Here is a 25923-nt window from a genome sequence, read left to right on the forward strand (position 1 = left end):
GACGATCTTGGTGTTAAGGTCCCCTAGCCTCCCCGGTTTCCAGCGACATGAGGTGTCATGCGCTTGTCTCGTCTCGGCCGTTCCATAAGTATCGTCTCAGGGGTTATCGCGCTGGCTTCGGTGATCGGTTCGTCGCCCGGCGCGATGGCGACGACACCCACCTGGACGCAGATCGTATTGGCGCCGATCCAGGAGATCACCTACGGCGATTCGACGGTCACGATCCACGGCACGCTCGAGACCCGCTCCTCGACCCCGGGCGACGCCCGACCGATCGCCGGGAAGGCGATCGACGTGGGCCTGCAGAACGACGGGCCCCCAAAGGACCTCGGCACGGTGACGACCGGAGATGACGGCACGTTCTCCCTGACCGCGACGCTTCCCGAACCCGGGATGGTGGTGGCCACGTACGCCGGGGACGCGGATTACGGCCAAACGAAGAGCGGCAGGACCGCGCGGCCCGCCGCCCACCTCCCGGCCAGGGTCACCCTGCATCCGATGCCGGCGACCGCGATCGCGTACAGCAGCGTTCCGGTGACCGGCACCGTGGAGATGCAGACCCCCGACGGCCGGTGGATCCCCGCACCCGACACCGTCATCGGCATGGACAGCGACGGCGTCCGGCAATGGATCGGGCCGTCCGTCCATACCGATGACTCCGGCGCGTTCCGCACCTCCGCCTTGATGACGTCGCCCGGCCCATGGACCGCGGTCGTCCAGGCGAACGACGCAAGCTTCGCCGGCAACGCGAGCAGCTCCGGGCAGACGATCGACGTGTCCCCGGCACCGGTCCAGATCAGCGACTTCAGCGCGACCTACTCCGGTAGGCCGGTGCGTTCGGTGGCCGCCGCGCAGGGGCTCGCCTTCAGCGCGACCGTCTCACCGTATGTCGGCGGCCAGACCGCCGAACTCTACTTCCAGCCGCGCGGATCCAAGGCGTGGAGCCTGATGGGCTCCTATCCCGTGGAGCGGTTCGGCACCGTCACCGTCTCGGGCATCTCCGGGTACGTCGCGAAGGGCCGGCCGCGCGAGGGCTCGTGGCAACTCCGCACCGCGGCGACTCCACTGCTCCAGGCCGCGACGACCCCGGCGCTGCCCGTCGAGGTGTACCTTTCGACGTCGTTCCACAGCTTGAAGATCAAGAAGGTGCACGGGAAGGCCTACCTCCAGGGCGTGCTCTCTTCCGCGAACGGCCCGCTGGCAGGCCAGAAGCTCGATCTCGAATACCGCTACCGGTCGAAGACGGCCGAGCACCACGCCGCGTACGTGAAGACGGGCAAGGGCGGCGTGTTCAGCGTCAGGTTGCCGGCGACCCACCGGTATTACCGGGTGCTGACCACGAAGCTCCCGCAGGACTACGACGGTGTGATCAGCAGCGAGCTCTACTTCTCCCACTGACGACCGGCACGTGCCGACCGTACGGGCCGGGTCGCCCTAGTCGTCGCGGCCGGGGTGAACGCCGTCGCGTGGTCGCGTACGAAGTCGGTGATGTCACGGGGAGGACGGCCGAGGAGGCCGGCGACCGTATCGGTGACGCGGTCGCCCCAGCCGGAGGCGTACGCCTGGGCGTACTCCTCGACCATGCCGACGGCGCACTCGGCGCTGTCGCGTGCGTCGATCATGCCGATCCGCGCCGAGCCATGTTCAGCGAGAACGTGCCGGTGGCGGAGATGTCACCCGCCTCGTTCAGCAGGTTCTGCATGAACCGGTAGGGGCGCAGGATCGTCCGGTCCATGCCGCACTGCTCGGTCTCCCGGTCGGACAGCGCGTGTCCGCTGCGGTTCGGCGCGTCGTGTGCCGCGCCGACCACGGACAGGCGCACGATGCGGCTCGGCGTGCCGCCCACACGGCGTTCATGTTGTTCTCCGGGGCACGCGGGCTGGTCGGGGTGAGCAGCCACAGTCCTGCACGCCCTCGAACGCGGGCCGCAGCGACCGAGGGTCGCCGAGGTCACCGACGAAGACGTCGGCGCGAGCGCGCCCCCGCGGTACACGTCCTCGTCCCGGCGCACGCGTCAGCGTGCGCTCGCCTCCAGGACCGCGCGGATCACGGCCGCCGTGTCGCGAAGGTCGGCGAGGACCAGTTCGGCGCCCGCGGCACGGAGGGTGGCCTCGTCGCTCGCGCCGGTCGCCACGGCGACGACCCGGGCGCCGCCTTCGTGACCGGCGAGAACGTCGTGCGGCGTGTCACCGATGACGACCGTGTCGGCGGGGGCGAAGGGATGGCCGTACTTCTCGGTCGCGCGTTCGCGGGCGAGCCCGACCATGGGCGGCCGCCGGAGGTCGTCGAACCCGAACGCCCCGACCTCGAAGTCGACGAACGTGTGCAGGTCGAAGGCGCTGAGCTTGCCGAGGGCGATCGGTGCCAGGTTGCCCGTGAGGAGGGACTGCACGACCTCGGGCCGGTCCGCGAGCGCGGACAGTGCCTCTCGCGCGCCCGGCAGCGGCGCCCCCCGGCGTCCGATCTCGTTCTCCCGGTCGGCGAAGCCGGCCGCGAGCGCGTCCCCGAAGGAGGTCAGCAGGCTCTCGGTCGGGGTGATCCGGTGGAGGCGCAGCGTCTCGGTGATGATCGCCCGATCGGTCTTTCCGGCCATGTCCGCGAGGTGTTCCAGGGTCCGGCCGGTGACCTCGCGGAACACCGTCGCGTAGATCTCCGCGCTCAGCCCGCGGACCCGGACCAGCGTGTGATCGACGTCCCACAGGACGAGAGTGCGCACGCCGGAATGGTAGATGCTCAGCCCTCGGCCGCCGCGCGGCGCTCGATGCGGAGGCGGTGGGCTGGTCCGCGGGGGAGAACGTCTCCAGGCGGAGTGCGGCGAGCGTGACGTCGGTGGCGGTGGCGAACGACGTCAGCGTGGTGATCAGCGCGGTCGCCGCTCACTGACGCGGCGTTCGGTGCACCAGCCGAGGAGCGCCAGGAGGGGAAGGGCCCCGCCGAAGGCGGTCAGCGCGCTCCAGCCCCAGTCGTGGTAGGCGAACGACCCGAGCTGTGATCCCACCGCTCCGCCCACGAAGAAGGTCGCGATGTACGCGCTGTTCAGCCGGGCGCGGGCGGTGGCGTCGAGCGCGTAGATCGTGTGCTGGCCGAGCACGAGCGTGGTCTGCACGGCCATGTCGATGAGGACCGCGGCGACGCCGAGCAGGATCACGTTGTGCCGGCCCAGCGCCGCGACGCCGAAGGACAGGGCCGCGGCGGCCAGGCCGACGGCCGTCATCGGGCGGGTCAGCCCGCGGTCGGCCCAGCGCCCCGCCCAGGGGGCGATCAGCGCGCCACCCGCCCCGACCAGGGCGAACAACCCGACGCCGAGCTGAGAGTAGTGGAACGGCGGACCGGTGAGGACGAACGCGATCGTCGTCCAGAAGGCACTGAACGCCCCGAACATCGCGGCCTGGTACAGCGCCCGCCGCCGCAGCGCCGGGTGGACGCGCACCAGGTGAACGGTGGTGCGCAGCAGCCGGCCGTACGACAGGCCCGTCTTCGGGGGGTGCGGCGGCAGGGTCGCGCGCAGGACGAGCCCCAGCACGGCCATGAGGGCGGCGGACGCGAAGTAGATGACGCGCCAGCCGGCGAGGTCGGCCACCAGGCTGCTCAGCGCGCGGGAGAGCAGGATGCCGGTGAGCAGCCCGCTCACCACGCGCCCGACGATGCGCCCACGCGTGGCGTCCGGCGCGATGTCGGCGGCGAACGGCACGAGGATCTGGACGACGACCGAGGTCGCTCCGCTGACCAGCGAGGCGAGGAGCAGGACGGGGAACGCCGGGGCGGTCGCGGCGACGAGCAGGGCCACGCACGTGATGCCCAGGAGTGCCGCGACGAGCCGCCGGTTCTCGACCCGGTCACCGAGCGGGACGAGGAGGATCATCCCGGCCGCGTATCCGAGCTGGGTCACCGTGATCAGCGCACCGGCGGCGACGCCGCCCACGTGGAACGAGCGGGTGAGTTCGGCCAGGAGGGGCTGGGCGTAGTAGAGGTTCGCGACGGTCAGCCCGCAGGACACCGCGAGCAGCAGCACCAGCCAGCCGGGCGGGCCGGAGTCGGGCGCCGAGCGGGCGGGGGACGCCTTCGGGCTGGGAGAGGGGCGGAGAGACACGAAACCTCACAGACGGGGGCCTGGTCAGGGAGTTCTCCAAAAGGTACCAGTTATACCGGTTCTCTCATTTAGGGTGGGGGGCATGACCACGACGACCGTCCGGTTCCGTGAGGGAGCGGGCCGGGTGTGCCTGGACTTCATCCGCACGCTGCGATACCGCGGGACGCCGGACGCGACGGAGGAGCTGCCCGACGGCGTGGCCGTCGCCGCCTGGGTCCGGCAGTGCGGCCCCTGTCCCCTCGACGTCGCATCCGAGTCCCCTGACGCCGCCCGCGCCCGCGAGCTGCGCGAGGCGGTGCACGCGCTGATCGTCGCCGCCGTCCGTACGGGCGATCCGGCGGCCTGCGGCGACGACACGCGGCATCGCGTCAACCGGGCCGCGGCGGCGCCCGTTCCCGTACCCGCCCTCGACGCGTCGGGGCGGATCCGGTGGGCCGCGGACGACCCGGTCACGGCCACGCTCGCCCTGATCGCGCGGGACGCCCTCGACCTCGTCACCTCGGCCGCCGTCACGCGCGTCCGCGAGTGCGCCGACCCGCGCTGCGGGGCGCTGTTCCTGGACCAGTCGCGCCCCGGCACCCGCCGCTGGTGCTCGATGGACACCTGTGGCAACCGCGCCAAGAAGACGACCCTGCGCGCGCGGCGGAGCGGCTCACACGCCGCCGTCAGCGAGGTTTGACCTTCCTCCTTGAGGAGATCACTTGGGCGTCTCGGGGGACGCGGATCAACCTCAGGAGGCACTCGTCATGTTGGCCATAATCGCGGCGATCTGCTTCGCCGTCGCGCTCCTCGCCGACTGGATCGGCGCGAGTTCTGACTTCTTCAACTACCCCACGCTGGACACGCTCGGACTGCTGCTCCTCGCGCTGCACTTCGCCGGGTTCGGCGCCGGGTACGACTGGCGGGCGCGCGGCCGGTCCTGGCGCGGCAGGCGCCGCTGAGACACCCGGGATTCGTCCCCGGCACGGCGTCCGCGGCGCCGTGCCGGGCCGCCCGTCCCGCGACGGCCGTACGGCACGGCTTCCCGCACTACCGCGCAAAGGAGGCAGGTCGGCCGGTGCGGCACTAAACTGCATGGGGTGATCTTCAAGGCAGTGGGCGAGGGGCGTCCTTACCCGGAGCACCGGCTGAGCTCCCGGGACTGGGCGAGCGTCCCGCCACGCCAGGTGCGCCTCGACCAGTTGATCACCACCAAGGCCGGGCTGGACCTGAACTCCCTGCTGGCCGAGGACTCCACCTTCTACGGCGACCTGTTCCCCCACGTCGTCCAGTGGCGTGGCCAGCTCTACCTCGAGGACGGCCTGCACCGGGCGCTGCGGGCGGCCCTGCACCAGCGCCTCGTCCTCCACGCCCGTGTCCTGGACCTGGACGAGAGCGCGCCGCGCTAAGGCCTAGCAGGTCGTACGGCCGGGCGCCCGCGTACACGTCGCCGCGGTCCACAGCTTCGGCGTCGCCCACTCGAACAGCTTCGGGAACGCCTCCCGCCAGGCGCCGTAGTTGTGCTGACCGCCCTTCACGATCATGAACGGCACGTCCGGCTGGTACCGCCGCACCAGGTCGACGAACGCGTGCGCCTGCACCAGGTCGACCTGCACGCCGCTGCCGGTCATCACCCAGAAGTGCGGTAGCCGGCCGGTGTAGCCGGTCTTGCCCAGCACCTTCAGCGGGGAGTTCGCCTCGCGCAGCGCCTTGTTCCCCCCGAAGGGATCGACCTGCTGCGGCAGCTTGTTGTACCGCAGCGGCTCGTAGTAGCCGCTCAGGGAGGCCGCGATCCCGTACCGGTCGGGATGGCGCACGCCGAGGTTGGCCGCGCAGTACCCGCCCTCGGAGAAGCCGGCGATCGCCCACGCCGGGCCGGGCGGCTGGACGCGCAGCCGCGCCGCGACGAGGTCCGGAACGTCGTACGCGGTGTACGTCTCGTCCTGCTCGCCGCCGACCGTGTCCAGGCACTGCGTGGCACGGTCCCGCCCGCCGCCGACGTCGGGGATGACGAGCACCGCCGGCTTGGCCTTTCCGGCGGCCATCAGCTTGCGGAACATCCCGGAGATCTTCAACCGGCCCTCATAGTCCCCCGGGTTCCCCGGGGCACCGTGCAGCAGCTCGACCACCGGGAACCGCGTCGTGGCGTACTGCCGCTGGAAGTACTGGGGCGGCAGCCAGATGATGCCCTGGCGGACGATGTGGCTCTTCGCGCCGTTCAGCACGGTCTCCATGGCGAAGCCGTTCTTGCGCGCCTGCCGCTTCTTCACCGCCTCGCCGAGGACCTGGTCGAGGCGGTCACCGAGGTCGGGCACGCGCGCCACGGCCGCCGGCGCCTGGTTGGTCAGGTCCCGCCACGCGTCGTCCCAGCTCTGGTAGTAGCCGTAGAACCTGTTCACGAGCGCCACGCCGAACAACATGGCGGGGGCGAACGCGACCACCCCGGCGACCATCCGCAACGCGAGCAGACGGGTCTTGACGAGCCAGTACAGCGCGCCCATGAAACTCGCCACGAGCACGGTGAAGGTCACGAAGCCCTGCGGACCGAACACGACCCTCCCTACCCATGGTCACCTCGCCAGGCCGGACTACTCCGGTCAGTAAGCATGACGTCTGCGGCGACGCGATAGATCCCACTGCGGACGGACGGAACACCAAGTTTGCTTTACCCGGCTTCCCCCGGCTCAGCCGCGCGTGGCCGGTCCGCGCCACGCCACTCGACGGCGAACGCCCGCGCCGGGTTGGAAACGAAGATCTTCTCCGCCACGGCCTCGCCCAGGTCGCGCGCGATCCTCGGCCGCATCACCCGCAGGAGGTACGGAATGCCGGGTCCGCCGCCCGTCGACGCCCGCGCCGCGGCGGTCGTCGTGTCGCCCCCCAGCAGCAGCCGGTCGGCGTGGCCCGCCTCGACCAGCGCCGCGAGCAGGTCGAACAGCCGCCAGTCGGTCGCATGGTTGGCCCGGGAGGGCCCGTCGAACGCCAGGAACGCGCCCGCCCGGCCCGCCTCCGCGTGCACGCTCGGATCCGGGAAGCGGTTCAGGTGCCCGAGGATCACGCGCTCCGGCGGCACGCCGTGCCGGCCGCACAGCAGGTCGAGCACGTCGAGCGAGGCCGTGCCGAGCTCGTGGTGAATGCCGATGGGGGCGCCGGTCGCGTGATGCGCCCGCGCGGCCGCCGCCATCACCGTACGGGCGTGGTCGTCCAGCCCGTGGAAGCCGCCCGCCACCTTGATCATCCCGGCGGGCGGCAGCGAACCGCCGTCCATCCCTTCGGTCAGCTCCCCGACGAAGAGCTCGTCCAGCCGCCCGTACACCTCCTCGACGACCCCCGGCTCGTAGTGCGCCGCCTGGTGCATGCCGGTCGCGGCGATCACGTGGACGCCGCCCGCCCTCGCCACCCCGGCCAGCGCCTCCGCGCGCCGGCCCAGCCCGTACGGCGTCCACTGCACGACCGTGCGACCGCCGAGCGCGTGGAACCCTCGCAGCTCCGCCACCGCCGCGTCAACGTCGTCGAGCTCCTGCCCCGGCAGCCGCGTGCTGCGGAAGAACAGATGGTCGTGCGCGTCGCAGATCCCGAGCTCGTCCGCCGGCACGTCGCCGAGGACGGTACGCGCGAACCTCATCGCTCCCCGCCCTCCGCGAGCACGGCCGTCCCCGACCGGGCGGCGAGCAGGCCCAGCACGCCCCTGATGGCGTGCTCGAACGGCTCGACCGACGCGGCCGCCCGTGCGAGCACGTAACCGCCCTGCAGCGTGGCGACGATCGTCGCCGCCGTGGCCACGGGATCGAGATCGCCCGCCAGCTCGCCGCGCTCCCGCCCCTCCGCGATGACCTGTGCCAGCCGCTGCCGGAGCCAGCCGAACGTCTCCTCCAGCGGCCGGCGGAGCACCTCATCCGTGATCACGTCCGGATCCTGGGTCAACCGCCCGACCGGGCACCCGCGCAGGACCGCGCGCTCGCGGAGCAGGTAGGCCTCGATGCGCTCATACGCGGTACCGGGCCCGGACAGCTCACCCTCGGCGTTGGCCCGCATCTCCTCGGCCGTGCGGCGCACGGCCGCCAGGGCGAGGTCCGGCTTGCCGCTGAAGTGGTGGTACATGCTGCCCTGACCGACCCCGGCTCGCTGCTGGATCGCCCGTGGGCTCGTCCCCACGTACCCCCGCTCCCACAGCAGCTCACGCGTACTCTCGATCAGCCGCTCCCTGGTGTCCATACGCGCATCGTACATACTAGTAGGTACACCACGCGCGGGCGGCCTCTTCAGTCGCCGGTCCGAGCATGGATCGATCTCCACCTCGAACCTCTCCGTCCCGCCGAACATGGCGGGCGCGGCGCAGCCGCGCACCGGGAGGCTTGAGAGGTCACCCCCCGAAAGAGGCCCGAAAAGCGGCAAGGCGGCCCCGGCAGGGGGCCACCGAACATGGCGGGCGCGGCGCAGCCGCGCACCGGGGGGCTCGGGGGGTCGTCCCCCCGAAAGAGGCCCGAAAAGCGGGAAGGTGGCCCCCGGCAGGGGGCCACCGAACATGGCGGTGGAGGTGGGATTTGAACCCACGGATGAGTTGCCCCATCACACGCTTTCGAGGCGTGCGCCCTCGGCCACTAGGCGACTCCACCAAGAGGGCAGCCTACCGGAACTCGGACGGTCCTCGGTCACGTCGGGCGGTGAAGAACTCGGTCAGCAGTGCGGCGCACTCGTCGGCGAGGACGCCGGAGAGGACCTCGGGGCGGTGGTTCAGCCTCCGGTCGCGTACGACGTCCCACAGGGAGCCCACGGCGCCGGCCTTGGGATCGTGGGCGCCGAAGACGATCCGGTCCAGCCGGGCGAGGACGGCGGCTCCGGCGCACATGGTGCACGGCTCGAGGGTGACCACGAGGGTGCAGCCGGGCAGGCGCCACTCGCCCCGGCGCGCGGCGGCCTGGCGGATGGCGACGATCTCCGCGTGCGCGGTGGGGTCGCCGGTGCGCTCCCGCTCGTTGTGGCCGGCGCCGACGATCTGACCGTCGGGCCCGAGGACGACCGCGCCGACGGGCACGTCGGCGGCGGCCCGTCTCGCCTCCTTCAACGCGAGCCTCATGGCCTCGTCCGTCGTGGGGCCTGTGGCGTTCATCACGGCCGTGGCTAGCGGAGCCGGTCGTACTCCTCGGCGAACCCGGCCCCCTCGGCGATGACCGACAGCGCGTCGCCGGGGAGCGTGCGCTCGCCGAGCGCGCTCAAGGCCTCCGAAGTGGTCCCGAGGTCGGCGAGGAGCTCCGGGTCGCCGATCGGCTCCTCGCTCGACGTCTCCGCGGGGGCGCCGAGCTGCTCGCTGAGCATCTCGGCCAGCTCGCTGCCCTGGGGCGCCCTGCCGTCGGACAGGAACACGCGGGGGTCCTCGCCGTCGTCCAGGCGGACCACGGAGAACCATTCGTCCTCCTGCTCGACGAGGAGGACGACCGTCTCGCCCGCCGTCTCGACGGCGGCCTCGCGCATGATGTCGGCGATGTCGTCAAGGCCGGTGACGTCGCTGAGGTCCGGCTCGGTCCCGATCCATCCGGCGTCGCTGCGTGCGAACACCCCGCAGAAGTACGGCACGGTTCCATTCTCTCCCGAAGCCGACGTCACTCGATCGCGCGCTCGAAGGCGACGGCGAAGCCGAGTCGTTTGGCGATGCTCGCCAGCATCTCGTCGGGATAGAGGTCGAGGTCGCCGGAGAGGGCGCCGAGCTCCATCTCGTCGAGACCCAGGTCCGCGAAGATCGACATGTCGCCCGCCGGGAGCACCTGGTCGAGCTCCTCGTCGTCGGGGATGTCGAGTTCGAGGAACTCGACGATCTGCCGCGCCAGCTCCCAGTCCACGGACGCGGTGACGTCCGAGAGAAAGACGATCACCTCGTCGCCGAGCACCCGGAGCGCCACGAAGAAGTCGTCGCCGACCGCGACCAACCCGATCGTGCCGCCCAGGCTCGGCTGTTGCCTGAGGGCGTGGATCAACCCCTCGAGGTCTTCCGTCAGTGCGATGGGAAGCTGCTCCACCTCCCACGCGTCGTCCTCGCGATAGACCACGACAGCGAAATCCGCCGTGTCCAGTTCAGTCATCTTCACCCCACCCGCGCGCGTCCTGCTCGGGCATCTTGGCAGATGCGGCGGCCGGAGATTCGCGGCACGGGAAAACCCGGGTACCGTCAGTTGGCTCGGAAGGTACGCATGCGGACCGCCTCGGCGACGCGTTCGCGCCGTGATCGGCGCGGGGTCACCCGCTTGCGGAGCTCCCTCGCCTCGGCCAGCTCGCGGAGGAAGACCGCCCTGCGTCGCAGACGGTCACGGACCTCCTCGGGGCTCATGCCTTCGTCGGGGTTCGTCCCTTCGCTCATGGCCGGGTACGTTCCCCATGCTCAGACATCCATTCAGATACCTTTTCGGACATGAAGACCCTCGTCGTCGATCACCCCCTCGTCGCGCACAAGCTCACGACGCTCCGCGACGCGACCACCGACTCCCCCACCTTCCGCCGGCTCGCCGACGAGCTGGTCACCCTGCTGGCGTACGAGGCGACCCGTGACGTCCGTGTCGCTCCTGTGAGAGTCGCCACACCCGTCGCGGAGGCCTCCGGCGTACGGCTGACGCGGCCGCAGCCTCTGGTCGTGCCGATCCTGCGCGCCGGCCTCGGGATGCTGGACGGGATGACGCGGCTGCTGCCGACCGCCGAGGTCGGTTTCCTCGGCATGGTGCGGAACGAGGGCACGCTTCAGGCGACGACGTACGCCACGCGGCTGCCGGACGACCTGTCGGGCCGTCAGTGCTACGTGCTGGACCCGATGCTGGCCACCGGCGGCACGCTGGCCGCGGCGATCCGGCTTCTCATGGAGCGGGGCGCCGACGACGTCACCGCCATCTGCCTGCTGGCGGCCCCGGAGGGCATCTCCCGCATGGAGGACGAGCTCGCGGACTGTCCGGTGCCGGTGCGGGTCGTCACCGCCGCGATCGACTCCCACCTCAACGAGAACGGCTTCATCGTGCCGGGCCTCGGGGACGCGGGGGACCGCCTGTACGGCGTCGTGTGACCGCCCCCGGCTCGCGGCTCTTTGCTACTGGATCGCTGCGTGGTGTACAAATTTAATGGGTCAGTGGGTCGGCCTTCGGGAGGCGGGGTTTCCTTGAAGAAGTACCTCACTCGGACGGGCGGGGCCTTGACGGGCTCCTCCTCGCCGAAGTCCCGCGATGCGACGCACATCGCCCGGAGCGCCGACGGCGGCCGCACCCCGGCGAGCGTTTCGGCGGCTCAATTCGTGACCGCGCTATGAGGCTGGTGACGCCGGGCGATTCGGCGCCCGCATCCATCCACCGCTACCTGCTGCCGCACGAGCATCAAGTGATCACGGTTCGGCGCCACCCCGCGGTGCTGATGACCCCGATCGGCTTCGTGCTCGGCGGCCTGATCGTCGCCGGAGTGCTCAGCAACCTGCTGGCCAAGCAGGGCGGAGCGATCGTCAGCTGGATCTGGTGGGCCTGGCTGGTGCTGCTCGCCTGGTTCGTCTGGAAGGTCGCCGAGTGGTCCGTCGACTACTTCGTGATAACGAACCAGCGCATGCTCCTGACCACGGGCCTACTGACCCGTAAGGTGGCGATGATGCCGCTGTCCAAGGTCACGGACATGAGCTTCCAGCGGTCCATCACCGGGCGCATGCTCGGCTACGGGGAGTTCGTTCTGGAGTCGGCGGGCCAGGACCAGGCGTTCCGCGTCGTCAGCTTCCTGCCGTACCCCGAACAGCTCTACCTCGAGGTCTGCAGCATGATCTTTCCGAGCAAGGACGACGCTGACGACTGATTCGACCCACGACTTGACCAAAACTTATCCATGTTGTCCTTGTTGTTTGGGTTACTCTCCATGTGTGAGGTAGTGCACCCTACGAACAAGACGTAACCCTTTACGGGTGAAGCCCTTCGGTAAGTGAGTCGAGATGCCGGGTCAAGGAAGCGTCGGTGAGCGAGTCCGTAACCTACGCCTGAGTAAACATCTGTCTCAGGCGCAGCTTGCCGGGACTGAGCTGTCCGACAGTTACATCTCATTGATCGAGTCGGGGAAGCGCACCCCGACGCCCGCGGTGGTCCGGCTGCTCGCTAGCCGACTGGGCTGCCTCCCCGAGTACCTGTCCGAGGGCATCGAGCCGGAGGAGCGCCTCCATCTGCAGGTGCGCGTCCGCCACGCGGAGCTCGCCCTGCTGGCCGGCGACGCCGACCAGGCCCTCAGCCTGTTCACGGACATCCTTTCCGCCATCGACAACGACCCCGAGCTCGCCAAGCGCGCCCGCTGGGGACAGGCACGCGCGCTCGAAGCACGCGGCGACGGGGAAGAGGCGATCAGGGCGCTGGAGGAGCTGCGCGAAGAGGCCACGCGCGACCGCGGCCGCGCGGGCTGGCTCCCGGTGCTCGTCGTGCTCGCCCGCTGCTATCGCGCCGCCGGGGACCTCGGCCGTACGATCGCGCTCGGCGAGTCCGCGCTCGAGCGCCTCGCGGAGCTGGGCCTGCTCGGCGGCGAGGAGGCGGCGGAGGTCGGCCGCACGCTCATCGCCACCTACCTCGATCGCGGGGACACCGCGCAGGCGCGGACGCTCTCCGAGCGCCTCCTCGCCGCGTCGGAGTCCGCCCCCGCCGCGATGATCACCGCGTACCGCAAGGCCAGCCAGCGGGCGCTGGAGGAGGGCGCGGGCGGAGAGTCCCTCTACCTCGCCGACCAGGCGCTCGCGCTGCACGCGGGCGAGACCCTGGCCAGGGCGCAGGCCCGGCTCCGGGTGGCGTCGGCGCGCAGCCTCCTGCCCGGCGACGCCTCGGCGGAGTCCGCCACCAAGGCCCTGGAGCTGCTGCGCGCGGCCGAGGAGTCGCTGAGCGGGGTCGACGCCGCCGAGTGCCTCATCGAGACGGCCCGGTCCAAGATGGTGCTCGGCGAGCCCGGTGCCGCCGTCGCGATCGCCCAGCGGGTCCTGACCGAGCTGAGCTCCCACCCCGGCGGTTCGGTGACCGCCATCCGGGCCCGGCTCATGCTCGCCCAGGCGCTCGTGGCCACCGGTGAGCGCGAGGAGGCGCTGACCGCGCTGCGCGCCACCGGAGACCAGCTCGGCATGCTCCCCCCGTCGCGCGCCACCGCGCGGGTGTGGCGGGAGCTCGGCGACCTGTTCGGCGCCGCGGGCGACAGCGAGGCGATGATGGACGCCTACCGGAAGGCGCTGGAGTCCGCCGGGCTGCGGTCCAGCCCGCAGCACTCCAGCATCGTCGCCAACCTCGGCGGCCGCTGACCCGGCGTGCCGGACCGGCCGCGCAGGCCGGCCCGGCACGCTCCGGCCCGCTCGCGGTCGGGCGTGCCGACCGCCCGTCGGGTGCCCGGTTCGCTCCCGCCCACCCGGAGTCCGGCGCGCGTGATCCGGCGCGCTCTCGCGGCTCGTTCTCAGCCGGTCGTGACGAGGCCGACGCCGACGACCGCGATGAGGAGACCGACGCGCTGTACCGGCCGCAGCCGCTCCCCGTACACGAGGCGGGCGAGCAGCACGGTGCTGGCCGGGTAGAGCGAGCTGAGGACGCCCGCCACGCTGAGCACGCCGGCCCGTGCGGCGAGGACGTACAGCGTGTTGCCGAGCATGTCGAGGCTGCCGGCCAGCAGCGCGATGCCGAACGTCGCGCGGTCCCGGACCAGCGCAAGGGGGCCACGGCGCTTCGCCAGGGCGACGACGACCACGACCGCCAGTCCCGACACCTTCGAGGCGGCCAGCGGCCACAGCGTGCCGTCGTCGCCCAGTTTGAGGATCACGAAGAAGAGGCCGAAGGACGTCCCGGCGAGGGCGGCGAGCACCGGCCCGCCGGTCAGCCGGACCGGCCCGGACCCGCGCTCGATGCTGACGAAGCAGATGGCGATCAGGCACAGGACGATCCCGGCGGCCATCGTGAGGCTCAGCCGGTCGCCGCGGGCGATGCCGACGGCCGCGGGCACGACCGCGGCCATCAGCCCGGACACCGGCGCGACGACGCTCATGGGTCCCATCGCCAGCGCCCGGTAGAAGACCAGCAGCCCACCGCCGCCGGCGAGCCCGGCGATCGCGCCCCAGGCGAGCTGCGCGGCGTGCCAGTGCCCGGTGAAGACGGCCACGGGCAGCAGCAGGCACAGCCCGGCGGGCAGGCTGGCCAGCAGCACCTTGAGGTCGTCGGAGCGCCGTGTCGCCGCGCCTCCGCAGAAGTCACCGGCGCCGAACGCGATCGCGGAGGCGAGGGCCAGGATGATCGTCACGGTTCGAGCAGGCGGGTACGGATGACGACGTCCGGGGAGATCTCGGTGAGCATCCCGGCCAGCGCATCGCCCGCCGCGCGCAGCCGGTCCAGCGGGTGCGGCTCCAGCCGTTCCAGGATGAACAGGGCGTTCTTCGTCTGTTCGGTGATGCGGGTGCGGGTGCACTGGCGCCAGTTCCAGCGGCGGCAGGTCACTCCGGTGCCGTCCCGCCAGATGACCTCGCCGGGCTCGGGGTGCTCGACGACGGCCTCGCCGTTCTTCACCGTGTCGAAGGGCTCGTCCCCCGCGGCGCGGACGAGCCGGGCGGGCCCATCGTACGCGTCGAGGTCCTCTCCGCCGATCGGAAGCTCGAACCGGACGCTGACCACGTTGTAGGCGTCCACGACCCGGTTGATCTCCGGCAGGTCGCCTCGGCGCAGCAGCGCGTCCACCGACGGCCGGGCCCGCTTGGGGTTGACGCCGAAGCCGCGGTAGGCCTCGCGCCACGCCTCCACGTGGCCGCCGTCCACGCCCTCGGAAGGCGTGACGTCACCGGTACGGCCGTCAGAGGACCCGTTCGCGAGTCCCTCCGCGGTCATCAGCAGGACCGCGAAATCGGGACGCAGGGCCTGAACCGCCTCATCGATGACGATCTGGTCGAGCATCGGACATCTCCCTCTCGACTTCGGTCGTTACAGCATACCGAGCGGTGCAATGGAATGACCCTCTAGGGTGTCCTGCGTGACGGACAAGGTCGGCGACGCGGTCGCCCGCACCGTACGCTCCCTGCGCGCGGCCCACGGCTGGAGCCTCGACCAGCTCGCCGCGCGGGCGGGGGTGAGCAAGGGCGTCCTCGTCGCGCTGGAGCAGGCGCGCGGCAATCCCAACCTCGGCACGCTCATCCGGGTGTCCGAGGCGCTCGGGGTCCCCCTCACCCGGCTCGTCCAGGTCGAGGAGGAGCCGCCGATCCAGTTCTTCCCCGCGGGCCGTCAGGTCGTCCTGTGGCACGGGCCGTCCGGTGGCACCGGCACGCTCCTCGGCGGCAGCGACCCGCGTCCCTCGGTCGAGCTCTGGCGCTGGGTGCTGCGCCCGGGCGAGAGCCGCGACAGCGAGGCGCACACTCCCGGCACCCGCGAGATCGTCACGGTGGACTCCGGACGGCTCTCCCTCACGGTCGGCGCCAGCCGTACGGAGATCGGCGCGGGCGACGCGGCCGTCTTCCACGGCGACCGGCCGCACTCGTACGCCAACGAAGGGGAGGAGGACGTCCTGTTCGTCCTCGCCGTCATGGACCTGTGACGTACCCGGCGGAGCCACGGGTCGGCGGTGGCCACCGGCCGGCGGGGGCGCGGCTCCGATCGCGCCTCAGCGGTGGCCGCCGGCCGGCGGGGGCGCGGCGTCGAGTTCCGCCAGGTCGTCCTCGGTGAGGTCCACGCCGGCCGCCCGCGTGTGCTCATACAGGTGACTCTGCCGCGTGGTCCCCGGAACGGGGATGACGTGGCCGCCCTGGGCGAGCGTCCAGGCGATCGCGATCTGCGCGGGGGTCACCGCGTGCCGCTCGGCGACCTTCCGCACGACGTCGGCGACGCCCGGGTTCCCCCGGCCGAGCGGAGCGTACGACACGAACGCCGCGCCCTTCGCCGCGCACCACCCGACGACGTTCCCCCGCACGTCGCCGTCCCCCTGTCCGTCCGCGTTCCGTCGGCCGTCCGCGCCTCTTCGGGCGTCGGTGCCGAGCGGGTCGCGGGTCCAGAGCGACAGTTCCGACCGGATCGCCGCCACGGGATGGATGCGGTGCGCCTCCTCGGCCTGCGCGACGGTCACCTGCGACAGGCCGAGGTGCCGGACCTTGCCCTCGGCGACCAGTTCGGCCATGGCGCCCCACGTCTCGGCCAGCGGCACCTCCGGGTCGACGCGGTGCAGGTAGTACAGGTCGACGGTCTCGGTCTCCAGGCGCCGCAGGCTCGCCTCCACGGCCCCGCGCACGTACGCGGGCGTGCCGTCGCGGCGGATCCGCCCGGTCTCCGGATCCGCGACGAGACCGGCCCCGGTGCCCACGACGACGAGGTCCCGGATCCCGCGCAGGGCCCGGCCGACGAGCGTCTCGTCGTGGCCGGCGCCGTACGCGTCACCGGTGTCCAGGAACGTCACGCCCAGGTCCACGGCCTCCCTGATCAGGGCGACCGACCGGCGGTCGTTCCGGTCGGATTCGGCGCGGCTCATCCCCGTGCAGCCGAGCCCGACCGCGCCCACGTGGCGGTCCGCGAATCTCCTCATCCCGGGTCCCTTCCTGGGCTCAGGCCACGGCTCCCGCGCGGGACGGCCGCGTCGGGCGAGGGAGTCTCGGTATACCCGGGGCGCGCTGATTCGACGCCGGGAGGCGCCCGGCGACGAAGACCGGCCGCAGGCGGGCCCGATTACCTCACACGTAATCGATCTTGCGCCGGATCAGCGGCATCGTGAGGGCATCGGATCACCGCGCCGGACCTTCCGGCCGGGTCTACAGGGAGGAACGTCATGAGCGACGTCAACGAGCTGGTCGGCCGGTACATCGACACCTGGAACGAGAAGGACCCCGCTGCCCGCCGCGCCGCGGTCCAGGCCCTCTGGGCGGAGGACGGCACGTACGTGGACCCGCTGGCGGACGTGCGGGGGCACGACGGCATCGACGCGGTCATCGGCGCGGTGCAGGGTCAGTTCCCCGACTTCGTCTTCCGGCTCGGCACGCCGGTCGACGCCCACCACGACCTGGCGCGCTTCACCTGGGAGCTCGGCCCGGAGGGCGGCGAGGCGCTCGTGGTCGGCTTCGACGTGGTGGTGCTCGCCGAGGACGGCCGGATCCAGCACGTCCACGGCTTCCTGGACAAGGTTCCCGCGGCCTGAGCGGCGTCATGCCGGTGCCGCCGGGTGCCGACGCACCCGGGCGACGGCGCGAGGACGCGCCACTACGCTTGCCGAACATGCGCATCCTCGTGACCGGCGGCGCCGGCTTCATCGGCTCCCACCTGGTGGACGCCTTCCTCGACAACGGCGACGAGGTCGCCGTTCTGGACGACCTGTCCCGGGGCCGGGCGGGGCGTCTCGACCCTTCGATCGTCGTCCACAAGGCGAGCATCACGGATGTCCCCGCGCTGAACGCGGTCGTCGAACAGGTACGGCCCGAGCTGATCTGCCACCTCGCCGCGCAGATCGACGTACGGGTCTCGGTGGAGTCCCCGGCCGAGGACGCCGCCGTCAACGTCGTCGGCACCGTCAACGTGCTGGAGGCCGCCCGCGCGGTCGGCGCCCGGGTGCTGTTCGCCGGCACCGGCGGCGCGATCTACGGCGTGGACGCGCCGGTGCCGACGCCCGAGGACGTCCTGCCGGGGCCGGAGGCGCCGTACGGCACGGCGAAGTACTGCGCCGAGCAGTACCTCGGCCTGTACAACCGGCTGTACGGCACCCGGCACGCGGCCCTGCGGCTCGCGAACGTCTACGGCCCCCGCCAGGACCCGGCGGGCGAGGCGGGGGTGGTCGGCATCTTCTGCGGGCGCGCGTTCCGCGGAGAGCGGCCGACGGTCTTCGGCGACGGCCACCAGACCCGCGACTACGTGTACGTCGGCGACGTCGCCGAGGCGTTCGTCGCGGCCGCCCGTACGGACCGGCCGGGCGTGTGGAACATCGGGACGGGCCACGAGACGAGCGTTCGCGAGCTGCTCGACCTGCTCGGCCGCGCCTCGGGCCGGGCGCTGGACCCGGAGTTCGCACCGGCCCGCCCCGGCGAGCTGCAGCGCAGCGCGCTGGCGAACGACAGCGCGGCGCGCGACCTGGGCTGGACGCCCCGCACCACGGTCGCCGACGGGATCACGGCGGTCTACCGCTGGGTGGCGGACGGCTCCCCGGACCGCGCCGGCCGCTGACGGGCCAGGACGGCATCGATTAAACCGCCTAATAGTTGAATTACAAACTCGATCTTGTTCCGTCGCACACGAAACGCCATGCTCATCTGGCGAGCATGACGTACGCAGAGGCGAACCCGAAAACATTCCGGGAAGGAACTCGATGAAGATAACCAAGCTCTTTCGAAACCGCCTGTCTCACGTCGCGGTGGGCACCGCCGCGGTGATGACCGTCCTCTTCTCCGGCGTCGGCACCGCACAGGCCGATTCCATCCACGTCCTCAGGAACTACCACACCGGTCGCTGCATCGACGACAGCGTCGAGTACGGCCTGCGGGCATTCACGTGCAACGGGATGGATTACCAGCAATGGCGCGCCCACTGGCTCAACGGCCTCACGGCGACTCTGCAGAACGTGCACACGGGGCGCTGCATCGACTGGAGCGAGGCCTTCGGCCTACGGCCGTTCACGTGCAATGGCCTCGATTACCAGCAGTGGAATATGGGATCCGGAGACGACATCTACAGCCGCCGCAATGGCATAAACCTCGATGACAGTTTCGAGTACGGCCTGCGGGCGTTTCCGCGCAACAACCTCGACTACCAGCGCTGGCACTGGATGAATCCCGCATGACGCCGGCCACGGGGACGAGAGGCACGTAGGAACGGACATCGCGGCGACAGGGCGCGGACCTGCGGTGGCGAACAGCCTGGCCGTCATACGGGATTCCCACCCGGCGGCTCTCGCCCTCGCCTCTCACGAGTACGGGTGCTCCCCCGCACGCGGGGAGCACCCGTCACCGCTCGACCGGCTGCTCGCCGGTCGCTCCCTTCCCCGTCGCGGCCGATCGGCTCTCGTCGCGGTGCCTGAAGCCGGTGGCGAACTCGGCGAAGACCCGGACGGCGGGGTTGTCGTCGCCGGCCGACCACAGGGGAACGATGGCCATGGGCGGCATGTCCGTGACCGGAATGACCGTCAAGTCCGGGAACGGCAATTGCTGAAGCAGGGACACCACGGTCAGGTGAATGCCGCGACCGCGGGCGACCAGTGTGATCACGTCATCTGCGAGGATGTCCCGTTTGCCGGTCATGGTCATCAGGTTCTGGGCGGTGCGGCGGAGGGGACGGCCCGAGGGCGTGAACCGCGGGATCCACAGGTCGTATATCTCCGGCGTCGTCACCGTTTCATGAGGCCAGAGGAGCTCGTAGTCGGCCAGGTCTTCCAGACTCACTTCACTGCGGCCGCTCAACGGGTGTCCGATGGGCACGAGCACGCCGCGCGGTACGGTGCCGAGTACGGCTCCGGCCGTCGGTTTCAGCCCGCGCAGCGCGGCAGCATCACCACCGGGTGACCAGATCAAAAGGACGTCGATGTCCTCATTCTCCAGTGCGATGTCCGGCTGAAGTATCCTGATCGCATTCAAAGTGGTGGAATGCCCAGGATGTCGGGCCTCGAAGTCGTTCGCCACCCGAGCGGCGAATCCGGCACCGATCGTCGCCGCGTATCCGATACGAACCAGGCCGCGGCTCACACGGGCACTCGCCTGACATTCCTGAAGTGTTCGCACGAGCGTTTCGTAGCCCTCGCCGACGCCTCGCAGGAAACGCCGGCCGAGGGGGGTCAGCCGCACCTGCCGGCTCGTGCGTTCGAACAACTCGCCGCCGACCTCCCGCTCGAGCGCCCGTATCGTCTGACTGACCCGCCCCTGCGTCACCATCATGCGCCGAGCCGTCCGCCCGAAGTGCAGTTCCTCGGCCAGCGTCAAGAACGTCCGTATGTCACGCAGTTCCATAACGACATCCGCGCAGCGATTCTCCGCCGCGCTTCGTCATGCACCCCTCACCGAGTGTCGATCACCGTCATCCGGCCCATACGACGGACCGGGCCCGCGGATGGTTCCGCTTTCAGGCAGTCCCGAGCTAGGGCGCGATGCGGTAGTGGTAGCCGTACGACCGGGTGAAGCCGGCCTTCTCGTACAGCCGCCAGGCCGCGTCGTTGCCCGCCTCGACCTGGAGGTACATCCGGTGCGCGCCCTGGCGGGCGGCCCAGCGGGCGCCCGCGCCGAGGAGGGCGGCGCCGATCCCCTGACGTCGGCGCTCCGGCCGTACGGCCATGCAGAAGACGCCGGCCCAACCGGTGTCCGCCACGAACAGGCCGATGCCCTCGGGCATCCCGTCCAGGGTCGCCGTCGCGAATCCGGTCGGCGCGGCGATCCGGGAGATCACCTGCGAACCGACCGCTTCGGAGTCGGTGTAGGCACTGAGCTCGCCGAAGGCCGGGAGCCACGCCGCGGGGCCCGCCTCGATCCCGACCTGGGCCGTGGCGTTCTCCGTCGCGGCCGCCACGTCCTCGGTGAACGCCGTGAGCACGGTCGTCGGCGCCTCGAATCGGTAGCCGCGCCGGTCCAGTAGCGCGTCGAGGTCGCCGGCGCCGTCGAGGCCGTCGACGACCTGCACGATGACCGGCCGGGAACGTTCCCGATAGAAGCGCTCGACGTCGCGGACGGCCTTCTCGGCACCGGCCGGAGGGGCAACGGCCGAGTTCGAGCGGCGTCGCCGGACACCCGTGGTGTGCCGTAGCAGCCAGCCCTCGTGCTCCTCGGTGAACTCGGCGGGCCAGGCGGCGCGGGCCCGGGGTTCGACCAGGCCGGCGACGGAGGAACGGCAGGCGTCCACGATCGGGCGGACCAGGCCGGCGAGGAGGTCCTGGTCCTCCGGTCGCGCGGGCTCGTACTCGGTGATGCCGAGACCGGCCACCTCGAGCCGCCGGGCGATGGCGGTCACCATCGCGAGCAGCCGGTCCGCGGTCAGCCCCCGGGGCGTGGGCATGCCGACGGAGCGGAAGACCGACGGGTCGAGGACGTCGAGGTCGATGTGGACGTACACCGCCGACGCGTCACCGACCGCCTCGACGAGCGCCTCCGGGTCACCGACGGTGGGAATGCCGGCGGCGGCCGCGTACTCGTGTTCGGCCGGGTCCAGGTCCCGTACGCCGGCGAGCACCACCTGGCTCGGTTTCAGCGGGCGGTCCGGCACCAGCTCGGCCGGTCCGTCACCCAGCAGGGTGCGCAGCACCATGCCGTGGAAGGCGCCGGAGGGCGAGGAGACTGGGGTGTTCAGGTCGCCGTGCGCGTCGAACCAGACGACCGCGAGCCGGTCGCCGTACCGGCGCGCCGCCGCGGCGATCGGCTCGAGCTCGACGCCGCAGTCGCCGCCGATCGTGACGGTGAACCGGCCGCCGGCGTGGTCCAGGGCGGTGCGGATCCGCCGCGCGTTGGCGACGAGCGCCGCCGCGCCGGCCTGGTCCGCGACGCCGACGGTTCTCCGGTCGGCGGCGGGCAGGAGACCGGCCAGAAGACGCGCGCCGGCGCGGAGCCGGTGCGCCGTCGCCGAGGACGACCCCTGCCACTGCGGCACCTCGATGACCGTGACATCGGGCCGCTTCGGCGCGTCGTTGTCCATCGGAGCCATCCTAGAGAGCCGACCGGCCGCGGCCGACCCGGTTTCCCTCTTCGGCATCCTCATTGGCCCGATCATTTGGCGCTCGATTGGTCCTTACGGTCGGCCATTGGGCTTCCTACGCTGGCGGCGTGATCGAAGCTGAGATGTGGTTCGACCCCAAGTGCCCGTGGGCGTGGATCGCCTCCCGCTGGCTGCTCGAAGTCGAGAAGGTCCGCGACGTCCGCGTGCGCTTCCACGTCATGAGCCTGGCGATGCTCAACGACGGCCGCGAGGGCCTCGACGAGTGGTACGCGGAGTGGCTGCGGGACACGTGGGGCCCGGTGCGCGTCGCGATCGCGGCCCGGCAGAAGTACGGCGACGAGGTGCTGCGCGACCTGTACACGGCGCTCGGCACGCGGATCCACCACGACAAGGCGCCGATCGGGCGCCCGCTGTACCTCGACGCGCTGGCCGAGGTGGGCCTGCCCGCGGAGCTCGCCGACGCGGCCGACGTGACCGACTACGACGAGGCCCTGCGCGAGAGCCAGCACGCGGGGCTGGACCCGGTCGGGGAGGACCTCGGCACTCCGGCGATCCACGTGCCCGGCCCGGACGGCGAGCGGATCGCCTTCTTCGGGCCGGTGGTCAGCCCCATCCCGCGCGGTGAGGACGCCGGGCGGCTGTGGGACGGCGTGCTCCTGGTCGCGGGGACCGACGGATTCTTCGAGCTGAAGCGCGCGCGGACCCGCCGCCCGATCACCTCATGACGGAGGCCGCCCGGCGCGGAGGCGCTCCGATCACCCGATGACGGGAGCCGGGCTCGCCCGGCGCGGAGGCGCTCCCCGGACGCGGCGATGTCCGGCGAACTCCGACAGCAGCACCCCCTCGCCCCGGGTCAGCCCCGGCAGCCGCCGCCCGAGTTCCTGCACCCGGCCGAGGGGGAGCACGCCCGTCACGTACGCGATGTCGGATCGAACGGCCATGTCGTGCGGAGCGCCCGCCAGCTCCGCGAGTACGCCCAGTACGCCGTTGACGAGGTCGGACGGCACCTCCAGGTCCGCGCGGACGACCGGCTCGTACACGTGGGTCCCGGCCTGACGCAGCGCCCGCTCCACCAGCCGGGGCGTCAGCGTGCGGAAGTCACCGGCGGTGGTGACCGGGCTCGCGTAGCCCGAATGCGTCAGCGTGACGACGCAGTCGGTGACCTCCCAGCCGTACGGCCCGCGCAGCAGGGCGGTGCGCACGCTGTCCTCGATCGCCGCGTGGAACGCCGCGGGCAGCGAGCCGGGCTCGACCTCCAGGCGGTACCGCACGCCGGTGCCCGCCGGGGCGGGCTCGATCCGGAGACCCGCGGTGGCGCACACCTCGTGGTCACCGTGCCGGTCGATCTCATGGAACGCCGCACCGACGCCGGCCGGCCGTTCGAGGTACACGATCCGCGTCTCAGCGAAGGCGACGGCAATGCCGTCCTCCTCCAACTGGGCCTTGAGCACCTCCTTCTGCACCTCTCCGTACAGCAGCACGGAGATCTCCCGCCCCCGGTCGTCGACGCGTATGTCGATCAGCGGGTCCTGCTCGGCGAGTCGCTGGAGCGCGGCGTGCAGCAGCGGTGCGTCGGACGGGCGCACGCTGCGCACGACGGTCTCGAGCGCGGGCGGCGCGAACTGCGGTTCGTCCGTCCCGTCACCGGACCCGCCGAGCCGGTCCTCCCCCGACCCGTCACCGGACCCGCCGACTCGGCCGGCATCCGGCCCGGTGCCGGGGCGGCCGAGCCGGTCTCCGATCCTGGCGTCCTTGAGCCCCGAGAGGAGGACGATGTCGCCCGCCCCCGCCCGGTCCGCCGGCACCGCCCCGCCCTGCTCGAAGACGCGCAGCGACGTGATCTTTCCGGTGTGCTCCTCCCACCCGGCACGGTCCCACCGTCCGCCGGCGCGGCGACGTACGGTGACGTGCTCCCGGACAGCGACGGACCCGGTCCGCAGCCGCGCGTACACGGCCTTCCGGCCTGAGGAGTCGCGCTCGATCTTGAAGATGGTTCCCGACAGCGGCTCCTCCTGGCCGCCCCCGGCCGGCGGGAGGAACACACGGATGCCGCCGACCAGGTCGGCGACGCCCACCCCCGTCGCGGCCGACCCGAAGAACACCGGATGCGCCGCCGCCAGGCCCGTCCGCTCGATCAGCCGCCGGCGACAGTCCTGCGCGTCGGCCCGCCCGTCGGCTTGGACATAGGCCGCCAGGAACGAGTCGTCACCGTCGGCCAGCACCTCCGCCACCCGATCGAGGTGCCGCGGATCATCGACGGCGTACGGCCGGACGGCGGCGTCGCGGGTGCCCAGGCCCGTGACCGCGCTCATCGGCACGGCCGCGGGTGTCAGCCGGCGAGTGATCTCCACCAGCAGGTCGCCGTACCTGGCCCCGGTCCGGTCGATCTTGTTGACGAAGATCAGCGTGGGGATGCGCAGCCTGGTCAGCACGCGCATGAGGATCCTCGTCTGCACCTGAACGCCCTCGACCGCGGACAGGACCAGCACCGCGCCGTCCAGGACCCGTACCGCGCGTTCGACCTCGGAGATGAAGTCGGAGTGGCCGGGCGTGTCGATCAGGTTGACCTTCAGGTCGTCGATGGTGAACGAGACCACCGCCGACCGGATGGTGATCCCACGCCGCCGCTCCAGCTCCATGGAGTCGGTCTGCGTCGTGCCCCGGTCGACGCTGCCGGGCTCGTCGATGACGCCGGCGTGGAACAGCAGCCGCTCGGTGAGCGTCGTCTTGCCCGCGTCAACGTGCGCGAGCACCCCCAGGTTCAGGGTCGTCATGAAGTGTCGTCCTCGATGCCGCCGAGTGATCTTCCGTCGTGATGACCTCTGACCACTGGCGCATCGCAAGCCCCCTGGCTCGTACGGACGACGGCGCCCTGACCGACGCCGATGCGGCGGACCCTAACAACGGGGGCGGGAAACGGCACCTCATTTTCGGGTGCGTACGATCACGGCGGGGCCCGTCCCGGAGGATCTGCAGCTCCTCCGGGCGGCCGGCGGGGCCGGCCGTCAGCTCAGCCGGGCGCGGGCGTACGCGGCCATCGCGTCACGCTGGAACTCGGCCAGACCTTCGGTGATCTTCTCGTAGTTCTCGCGGAACCTCGGGTCGTTCACGTACATCTCCCCGAGCTTGGTGTACGCGCACGCGTCCGGCTTCCAGAACCGGCTCACCGAGCGGTAGTTCCAGTCCACCTCGTCCAGAACGACCGGGTCGTCGGGCGCCGCGCCCGCGACCTTCAGCTCGGCCATCCGGACCATGTGCGCGGTCACGTCCCGCTGCCAGGTCTCCATCTGCTCCGGTGTGATACCCGCCTGGGCCTGCGCGGCCTGGGCGTACTGCTCCGGCCAGCGCTCGCGCGCCTCGTCCTCGTACTGCGAGGAGTCCAGGCCCGCGAAGAGGTTCTCCGGCCGATTGATCTTCGGGGTCACGGTGTCACCACCTTCTTCGAGTTCGGCGATGGTGCGGGCCACGGTCTCGACGAGCACTCCGAGCCGCTCGCGCTCGGCCAGCAGCCGGGCGTGGTGGCGGCGCAGCGCCGCGACCGTGCTCGGCTCCGAGTCGATCGCCTCGGCGATCTCGGCCAGCCCCACTCCCAGCTCCCGCAGCACGAGGATCTGCTGGAGCCGCAGCAGCTGCTCCTCCTCGTAGTAGCGGTAGCCGTTGTCCCCGACGTACGCCGGGGTGAGCAGGCCGATCTCGTCGTAGTGCCGGAGCGTCCGCGAGGTGACCCCCGACATCCGGGCCACCTGAGCGATCGACCAGGTCATGACCGTCCCATCCACCGGTGCGGCCGGGCGTTCCGGCCACGACTCAGACGATAGGAGTTGACGTAACGTCAAGGTCAACCGCGCGGGCGCCCGCCTCAGGCACGGCCGTCTCCCAGACCGGGTCGGCCGCGACCCGGGAGAGCCGCCAGCCGTCAGGGGTGCGGGCCGCCTCCAGCCGGTACCGCTCACCGAGGATCCGCCGCTGCGCCGGACCCGCGAAGACGACGAGCAGGTTGGCGTCGATGGTGGCGCGGTCGCCGTCCACGGCGATGAGGGGATTGGTGATGAAGTGCTGGGTCGCCACCTCGGGCGGGTGCGAGCGCCGGGCCTGCGCGGCAAGCGCGTCGATCCCGCGCACCGAGCCGCCCGCCGTGTCGGCCGTCGCGTCCTCGGTGAAGACCGTACGCGCCTCGTCGAACCGTTTCTCGTCCAGCCACAGCCCCAGGCGGTTGACCAGGTCGGAGAGCAGGGCGTGGTCGCTACGTCCCATGAGACATCT

31 protein-coding genes and 1 tRNA gene are annotated in these 25923 nt (G+C 71.6%); 12 read left to right on the forward strand and 20 right to left on the reverse strand.

Annotated features, from left to right (window positions below):
- Window positions 1-57 precede the first annotated feature (57 nt).
- Window positions 58-1398 (forward strand): hypothetical protein, encoded by a 1341-nt coding sequence (locus tag NDW01_RS17010; protein ID WP_252821651.1) that lies wholly within the window; start codon window positions 58-60, stop codon window positions 1396-1398.
- Here the strand turns inward: NDW01_RS17010 and NDW01_RS17015 are convergent.
- The 4 genes from NDW01_RS17015 to NDW01_RS17030 all read right to left on the reverse strand — a co-directional run bounded on the left by NDW01_RS17015 (window position 1383) and on the right by NDW01_RS17030 (window position 4090).
- Window positions 1383-1622, reverse strand: coding sequence for a hypothetical protein (locus NDW01_RS17015; RefSeq protein WP_252821653.1), 240 nt, complete (start codon window positions 1620-1622; stop codon window positions 1383-1385). The genes NDW01_RS17010 and NDW01_RS17015 overlap by 16 nt on opposite strands.
- Complete coding sequence (locus tag NDW01_RS17020; RefSeq protein WP_252821654.1) at window positions 1619-1846, reverse strand: Rossmann-fold NAD(P)-binding domain-containing protein; 228 nt, start codon at window positions 1844-1846, stop codon at window positions 1619-1621. Before NDW01_RS17020 ends, NDW01_RS17015 begins: the two co-directional genes overlap by 4 nt.
- A 168-nt stretch (window positions 1847-2014) precedes the next feature.
- On the reverse strand, window positions 2015-2716 hold the full coding sequence (locus NDW01_RS17025; RefSeq protein WP_252821657.1) for an HAD family hydrolase: 702 nt from the start codon (window positions 2714-2716) through the stop codon (window positions 2015-2017).
- A 144-nt stretch (window positions 2717-2860) separates the two neighbouring features.
- On the reverse strand, window positions 2861-4090 hold the full coding sequence (locus tag NDW01_RS17030; protein WP_252821658.1) for an MFS transporter: 1230 nt from the start codon (window positions 4088-4090) through the stop codon (window positions 2861-2863).
- An 82-nt stretch (window positions 4091-4172) separates the two neighbouring features.
- Between NDW01_RS17030 and NDW01_RS17035 the strand changes: the two genes are divergently transcribed.
- The 3 genes from NDW01_RS17035 (at window position 4173) to NDW01_RS17045 (ending at window position 5478) form a co-directional block, all read left to right on the forward strand.
- On the forward strand, window positions 4173-4769 hold the full coding sequence (locus NDW01_RS17035) for a CGNR zinc finger domain-containing protein (RefSeq protein WP_252821659.1): 597 nt from the start codon (window positions 4173-4175) through the stop codon (window positions 4767-4769).
- Window positions 4770-4836: 67 nt separating this feature from the next.
- Window positions 4837-5031 carry a hypothetical protein gene (locus NDW01_RS17040; protein ID WP_252781216.1) on the forward strand — a complete coding sequence of 65 codons (195 nt, stop codon included), beginning with the start codon at window positions 4837-4839 and terminating at the stop codon, window positions 5029-5031.
- 138 nt (window positions 5032-5169) lie between these two features.
- Window positions 5170-5478: a type II toxin-antitoxin system VapB family antitoxin gene (locus NDW01_RS17045; protein ID WP_252821661.1), complete on the forward strand. Its 309-nt coding sequence runs from the start codon at window positions 5170-5172 to the stop codon at window positions 5476-5478.
- A gap of 3 nt (window positions 5479-5481) precedes the next feature.
- On the opposite strand, the gene NDW01_RS17050 is transcribed toward NDW01_RS17045, so the two are convergent.
- From NDW01_RS17050 to NDW01_RS17085, 8 genes are all read right to left on the reverse strand, one after another.
- Window positions 5482-6621: an alpha/beta hydrolase gene (locus NDW01_RS17050; protein ID WP_252821663.1), complete on the reverse strand. Its 1140-nt coding sequence runs from the start codon at window positions 6619-6621 to the stop codon at window positions 5482-5484.
- A 113-nt stretch (window positions 6622-6734) separates the two neighbouring features.
- The gene (locus NDW01_RS17055) at window positions 6735-7691 is read right to left on the reverse strand and encodes a phosphotriesterase family protein (protein WP_252821664.1); all 957 of its coding nucleotides are present in this window, start codon (window positions 7689-7691) and stop codon (window positions 6735-6737) included.
- Complete coding sequence (locus NDW01_RS17060) at window positions 7688-8281, reverse strand: TetR/AcrR family transcriptional regulator (RefSeq protein ID WP_252821666.1); 594 nt, start codon at window positions 8279-8281, stop codon at window positions 7688-7690. The genes NDW01_RS17055 and NDW01_RS17060 overlap by 4 nt, the downstream gene beginning before the upstream one ends.
- A gap of 311 nt (window positions 8282-8592) precedes the next feature.
- A tRNA-Ser gene (locus tag NDW01_RS17065) sits at window positions 8593-8682 on the reverse strand.
- Window positions 8683-8693: 11 nt separating this feature from the next.
- Window positions 8694-9143 carry a tRNA adenosine(34) deaminase TadA gene (tadA, locus tag NDW01_RS17070; RefSeq protein WP_252821668.1) on the reverse strand — a complete coding sequence of 150 codons (450 nt, stop codon included), beginning with the start codon at window positions 9141-9143 and terminating at the stop codon, window positions 8694-8696.
- 44 nt (window positions 9144-9187) lie between these two features.
- Window positions 9188-9640, reverse strand: coding sequence for a tRNA adenosine deaminase-associated protein (locus NDW01_RS17075; RefSeq protein WP_252821670.1), 453 nt, complete (start codon window positions 9638-9640; stop codon window positions 9188-9190).
- Window positions 9641-9666: 26 nt separating this feature from the next.
- Window positions 9667-10143, reverse strand: coding sequence for a tRNA adenosine deaminase-associated protein (locus tag NDW01_RS17080; RefSeq protein WP_252821672.1), 477 nt, complete (start codon window positions 10141-10143; stop codon window positions 9667-9669).
- A gap of 86 nt (window positions 10144-10229) precedes the next feature.
- A complete protein-coding gene (locus NDW01_RS17085; RefSeq protein ID WP_252781227.1) occupies window positions 10230-10418 on the reverse strand; it encodes a hypothetical protein in 189 nt (62 codons plus the stop codon).
- Between the two features lie 51 nt (window positions 10419-10469).
- Here NDW01_RS17085 and upp point away from each other — a divergent pair, with 51 nt between their 5' ends.
- The 3 genes from upp (at window position 10470) to NDW01_RS43530 (ending at window position 13337) form a co-directional block, all read left to right on the forward strand.
- A complete protein-coding gene (gene upp / locus NDW01_RS17090) occupies window positions 10470-11108 on the forward strand; it encodes a uracil phosphoribosyltransferase (protein ID WP_252781228.1) in 639 nt (212 codons plus the stop codon).
- A gap of 236 nt (window positions 11109-11344) precedes the next feature.
- On the forward strand, window positions 11345-11872 hold the full coding sequence (locus tag NDW01_RS17095) for a PH domain-containing protein (protein WP_252781229.1): 528 nt from the start codon (window positions 11345-11347) through the stop codon (window positions 11870-11872).
- Between the two features lie 133 nt (window positions 11873-12005).
- The gene (locus NDW01_RS43530; RefSeq protein ID WP_305883790.1) at window positions 12006-13337 is read left to right on the forward strand and encodes a helix-turn-helix domain-containing protein; all 1332 of its coding nucleotides are present in this window, start codon (window positions 12006-12008) and stop codon (window positions 13335-13337) included.
- Window positions 13338-13486: 149 nt separating this feature from the next.
- On the opposite strand, the gene NDW01_RS17110 is transcribed toward NDW01_RS43530, so the two are convergent.
- On the reverse strand, window positions 13487-14320 hold the full coding sequence (locus tag NDW01_RS17110) for a DMT family transporter (RefSeq protein WP_252821674.1): 834 nt from the start codon (window positions 14318-14320) through the stop codon (window positions 13487-13489).
- The gene (locus NDW01_RS17115) at window positions 14317-14964 is read right to left on the reverse strand and encodes a B3/B4 domain-containing protein (RefSeq protein ID WP_252821676.1); all 648 of its coding nucleotides are present in this window, start codon (window positions 14962-14964) and stop codon (window positions 14317-14319) included. Before NDW01_RS17115 ends, NDW01_RS17110 begins: the two co-directional genes overlap by 4 nt.
- 76 nt (window positions 14965-15040) lie before the next feature.
- Between NDW01_RS17115 and NDW01_RS43840 the strand changes: the two genes are divergently transcribed.
- Window positions 15041-15598 carry a helix-turn-helix domain-containing protein gene (locus NDW01_RS43840; RefSeq protein ID WP_252821678.1) on the forward strand — a complete coding sequence of 186 codons (558 nt, stop codon included), beginning with the start codon at window positions 15041-15043 and terminating at the stop codon, window positions 15596-15598.
- A 66-nt stretch (window positions 15599-15664) separates the two neighbouring features.
- Here NDW01_RS43840 and NDW01_RS17125 read toward each other — a convergent pair whose 3' ends face one another.
- The gene (locus tag NDW01_RS17125; RefSeq protein WP_252821681.1) at window positions 15665-16576 is read right to left on the reverse strand and encodes an aldo/keto reductase; all 912 of its coding nucleotides are present in this window, start codon (window positions 16574-16576) and stop codon (window positions 15665-15667) included.
- A gap of 240 nt (window positions 16577-16816) precedes the next feature.
- Between NDW01_RS17125 and NDW01_RS17130 the strand changes: the two genes are divergently transcribed.
- The 3 genes from NDW01_RS17130 (at window position 16817) to NDW01_RS17140 (ending at window position 18811) form a co-directional block, all read left to right on the forward strand.
- Window positions 16817-17182 carry a nuclear transport factor 2 family protein gene (locus tag NDW01_RS17130; protein ID WP_252781235.1) on the forward strand — a complete coding sequence of 122 codons (366 nt, stop codon included), beginning with the start codon at window positions 16817-16819 and terminating at the stop codon, window positions 17180-17182.
- A gap of 77 nt (window positions 17183-17259) precedes the next feature.
- On the forward strand, window positions 17260-18198 hold the full coding sequence (locus NDW01_RS17135) for an NAD-dependent epimerase/dehydratase family protein (protein WP_252821683.1): 939 nt from the start codon (window positions 17260-17262) through the stop codon (window positions 18196-18198).
- A gap of 142 nt (window positions 18199-18340) precedes the next feature.
- Window positions 18341-18811, forward strand: coding sequence for an RICIN domain-containing protein (locus NDW01_RS17140; protein ID WP_252821686.1), 471 nt, complete (start codon window positions 18341-18343; stop codon window positions 18809-18811).
- A gap of 163 nt (window positions 18812-18974) precedes the next feature.
- On the opposite strand, the gene NDW01_RS17145 is transcribed toward NDW01_RS17140, so the two are convergent.
- Together NDW01_RS17145 and NDW01_RS17150 are read right to left on the reverse strand one after the other, a co-directional pair.
- Entirely contained in the window at window positions 18975-19970 is a 996-nt protein-coding gene (locus NDW01_RS17145) for a LysR family transcriptional regulator (protein WP_252821688.1), read from the reverse strand.
- Window positions 19971-20097: 127 nt separating this feature from the next.
- Window positions 20098-21639, reverse strand: a complete 1542-nt coding sequence (locus tag NDW01_RS17150) for a GNAT family N-acetyltransferase (protein ID WP_252821690.1) — start codon at window positions 21637-21639, stop codon at window positions 20098-20100.
- A 143-nt stretch (window positions 21640-21782) separates the two neighbouring features.
- On the opposite strand from NDW01_RS17150, the gene NDW01_RS17155 reads away from it, so the two are divergent.
- On the forward strand, window positions 21783-22385 hold the full coding sequence (locus tag NDW01_RS17155) for a DsbA family protein (protein WP_252822261.1): 603 nt from the start codon (window positions 21783-21785) through the stop codon (window positions 22383-22385).
- A 30-nt stretch (window positions 22386-22415) separates the two neighbouring features.
- Here NDW01_RS17155 and NDW01_RS17160 read toward each other — a convergent pair whose 3' ends face one another.
- The 3 genes from NDW01_RS17160 to NDW01_RS17170 form a co-directional block, all read right to left on the reverse strand.
- Window positions 22416-24434 carry an elongation factor G gene (locus tag NDW01_RS17160; protein ID WP_252821692.1) on the reverse strand — a complete coding sequence of 673 codons (2019 nt, stop codon included), beginning with the start codon at window positions 24432-24434 and terminating at the stop codon, window positions 22416-22418.
- A gap of 231 nt (window positions 24435-24665) precedes the next feature.
- Window positions 24666-25424, reverse strand: a complete 759-nt coding sequence (locus NDW01_RS17165) for a MerR family transcriptional regulator (RefSeq protein ID WP_252821695.1) — start codon at window positions 25422-25424, stop codon at window positions 24666-24668.
- Between the two features lie 43 nt (window positions 25425-25467).
- Window positions 25468-25914: a nuclear transport factor 2 family protein gene (locus tag NDW01_RS17170; RefSeq protein ID WP_252821697.1), complete on the reverse strand. Its 447-nt coding sequence runs from the start codon at window positions 25912-25914 to the stop codon at window positions 25468-25470.
- Window positions 25915-25923: the final 9 nt, after the last annotated feature.

Origin of the sequence: Actinoallomurus soli (assembly GCF_024055715.1) — a bacterium.
In the GTDB taxonomy this organism is placed as follows: Bacteria; Actinomycetota; Actinomycetes; order Streptosporangiales; family Streptosporangiaceae; genus Actinoallomurus; species Actinoallomurus soli.

Coding starts and splice junctions, on each gene's coding strand:
- NDW01_RS17010 (WP_252821651.1), top strand. CDS start 58: ATGCGCTTGTCTCGTCTCGGCCGTTCCATAAGTATCGTCTCAGGGGTT.
- NDW01_RS17015 (WP_252821653.1), bottom strand. CDS start 1,622: ATGATCGACGCACGCGACAGCGCCGAGTGCGCCGTCGGCATGGTCGAG.
- NDW01_RS17035 (WP_252821659.1), top strand. CDS start 4,173: ATGACCACGACGACCGTCCGGTTCCGTGAGGGAGCGGGCCGGGTGTGC.
- NDW01_RS17040 (WP_252781216.1), top strand. CDS start 4,837: ATGTTGGCCATAATCGCGGCGATCTGCTTCGCCGTCGCGCTCCTCGCC.
- NDW01_RS17055 (WP_252821664.1), bottom strand. CDS start 7,691: ATGAGGTTCGCGCGTACCGTCCTCGGCGACGTGCCGGCGGACGAGCTC.
- NDW01_RS17060 (WP_252821666.1), bottom strand. CDS start 8,281: ATGGACACCAGGGAGCGGCTGATCGAGAGTACGCGTGAGCTGCTGTGG.
- tadA (WP_252821668.1), bottom strand. CDS start 9,143: ATGAGGCTCGCGTTGAAGGAGGCGAGACGGGCCGCCGCCGACGTGCCC.
- NDW01_RS17080 (WP_252821672.1), bottom strand. CDS start 10,143: ATGACTGAACTGGACACGGCGGATTTCGCTGTCGTGGTCTATCGCGAG.
- NDW01_RS17085 (WP_252781227.1), bottom strand. CDS start 10,418: ATGAGCGAAGGGACGAACCCCGACGAAGGCATGAGCCCCGAGGAGGTC.
- upp (WP_252781228.1), top strand. CDS start 10,470: ATGAAGACCCTCGTCGTCGATCACCCCCTCGTCGCGCACAAGCTCACG.
- NDW01_RS17095 (WP_252781229.1), top strand. CDS start 11,345: ATGAGGCTGGTGACGCCGGGCGATTCGGCGCCCGCATCCATCCACCGC.
- NDW01_RS43530 (WP_305883790.1), top strand. CDS start 12,006: ATGCCGGGTCAAGGAAGCGTCGGTGAGCGAGTCCGTAACCTACGCCTG.
- NDW01_RS17115 (WP_252821676.1), bottom strand. CDS start 14,964: ATGCTCGACCAGATCGTCATCGATGAGGCGGTTCAGGCCCTGCGTCCC.
- NDW01_RS17125 (WP_252821681.1), bottom strand. CDS start 16,576: ATGAGGAGATTCGCGGACCGCCACGTGGGCGCGGTCGGGCTCGGCTGC.
- NDW01_RS17130 (WP_252781235.1), top strand. CDS start 16,817: ATGAGCGACGTCAACGAGCTGGTCGGCCGGTACATCGACACCTGGAAC.
- NDW01_RS17135 (WP_252821683.1), top strand. CDS start 17,260: ATGCGCATCCTCGTGACCGGCGGCGCCGGCTTCATCGGCTCCCACCTG.
- NDW01_RS17140 (WP_252821686.1), top strand. CDS start 18,341: ATGAAGATAACCAAGCTCTTTCGAAACCGCCTGTCTCACGTCGCGGTG.
- NDW01_RS17145 (WP_252821688.1), bottom strand. CDS start 19,970: ATGGAACTGCGTGACATACGGACGTTCTTGACGCTGGCCGAGGAACTG.
- NDW01_RS17150 (WP_252821690.1), bottom strand. CDS start 21,639: ATGGACAACGACGCGCCGAAGCGGCCCGATGTCACGGTCATCGAGGTG.
- NDW01_RS17155 (WP_252822261.1), top strand. CDS start 21,783: ATGTGGTTCGACCCCAAGTGCCCGTGGGCGTGGATCGCCTCCCGCTGG.
- NDW01_RS17160 (WP_252821692.1), bottom strand. CDS start 24,434: ATGACGACCCTGAACCTGGGGGTGCTCGCGCACGTTGACGCGGGCAAG.
- NDW01_RS17165 (WP_252821695.1), bottom strand. CDS start 25,424: ATGACCTGGTCGATCGCTCAGGTGGCCCGGATGTCGGGGGTCACCTCG.
- NDW01_RS17170 (WP_252821697.1), bottom strand. CDS start 25,914: ATGGGACGTAGCGACCACGCCCTGCTCTCCGACCTGGTCAACCGCCTG.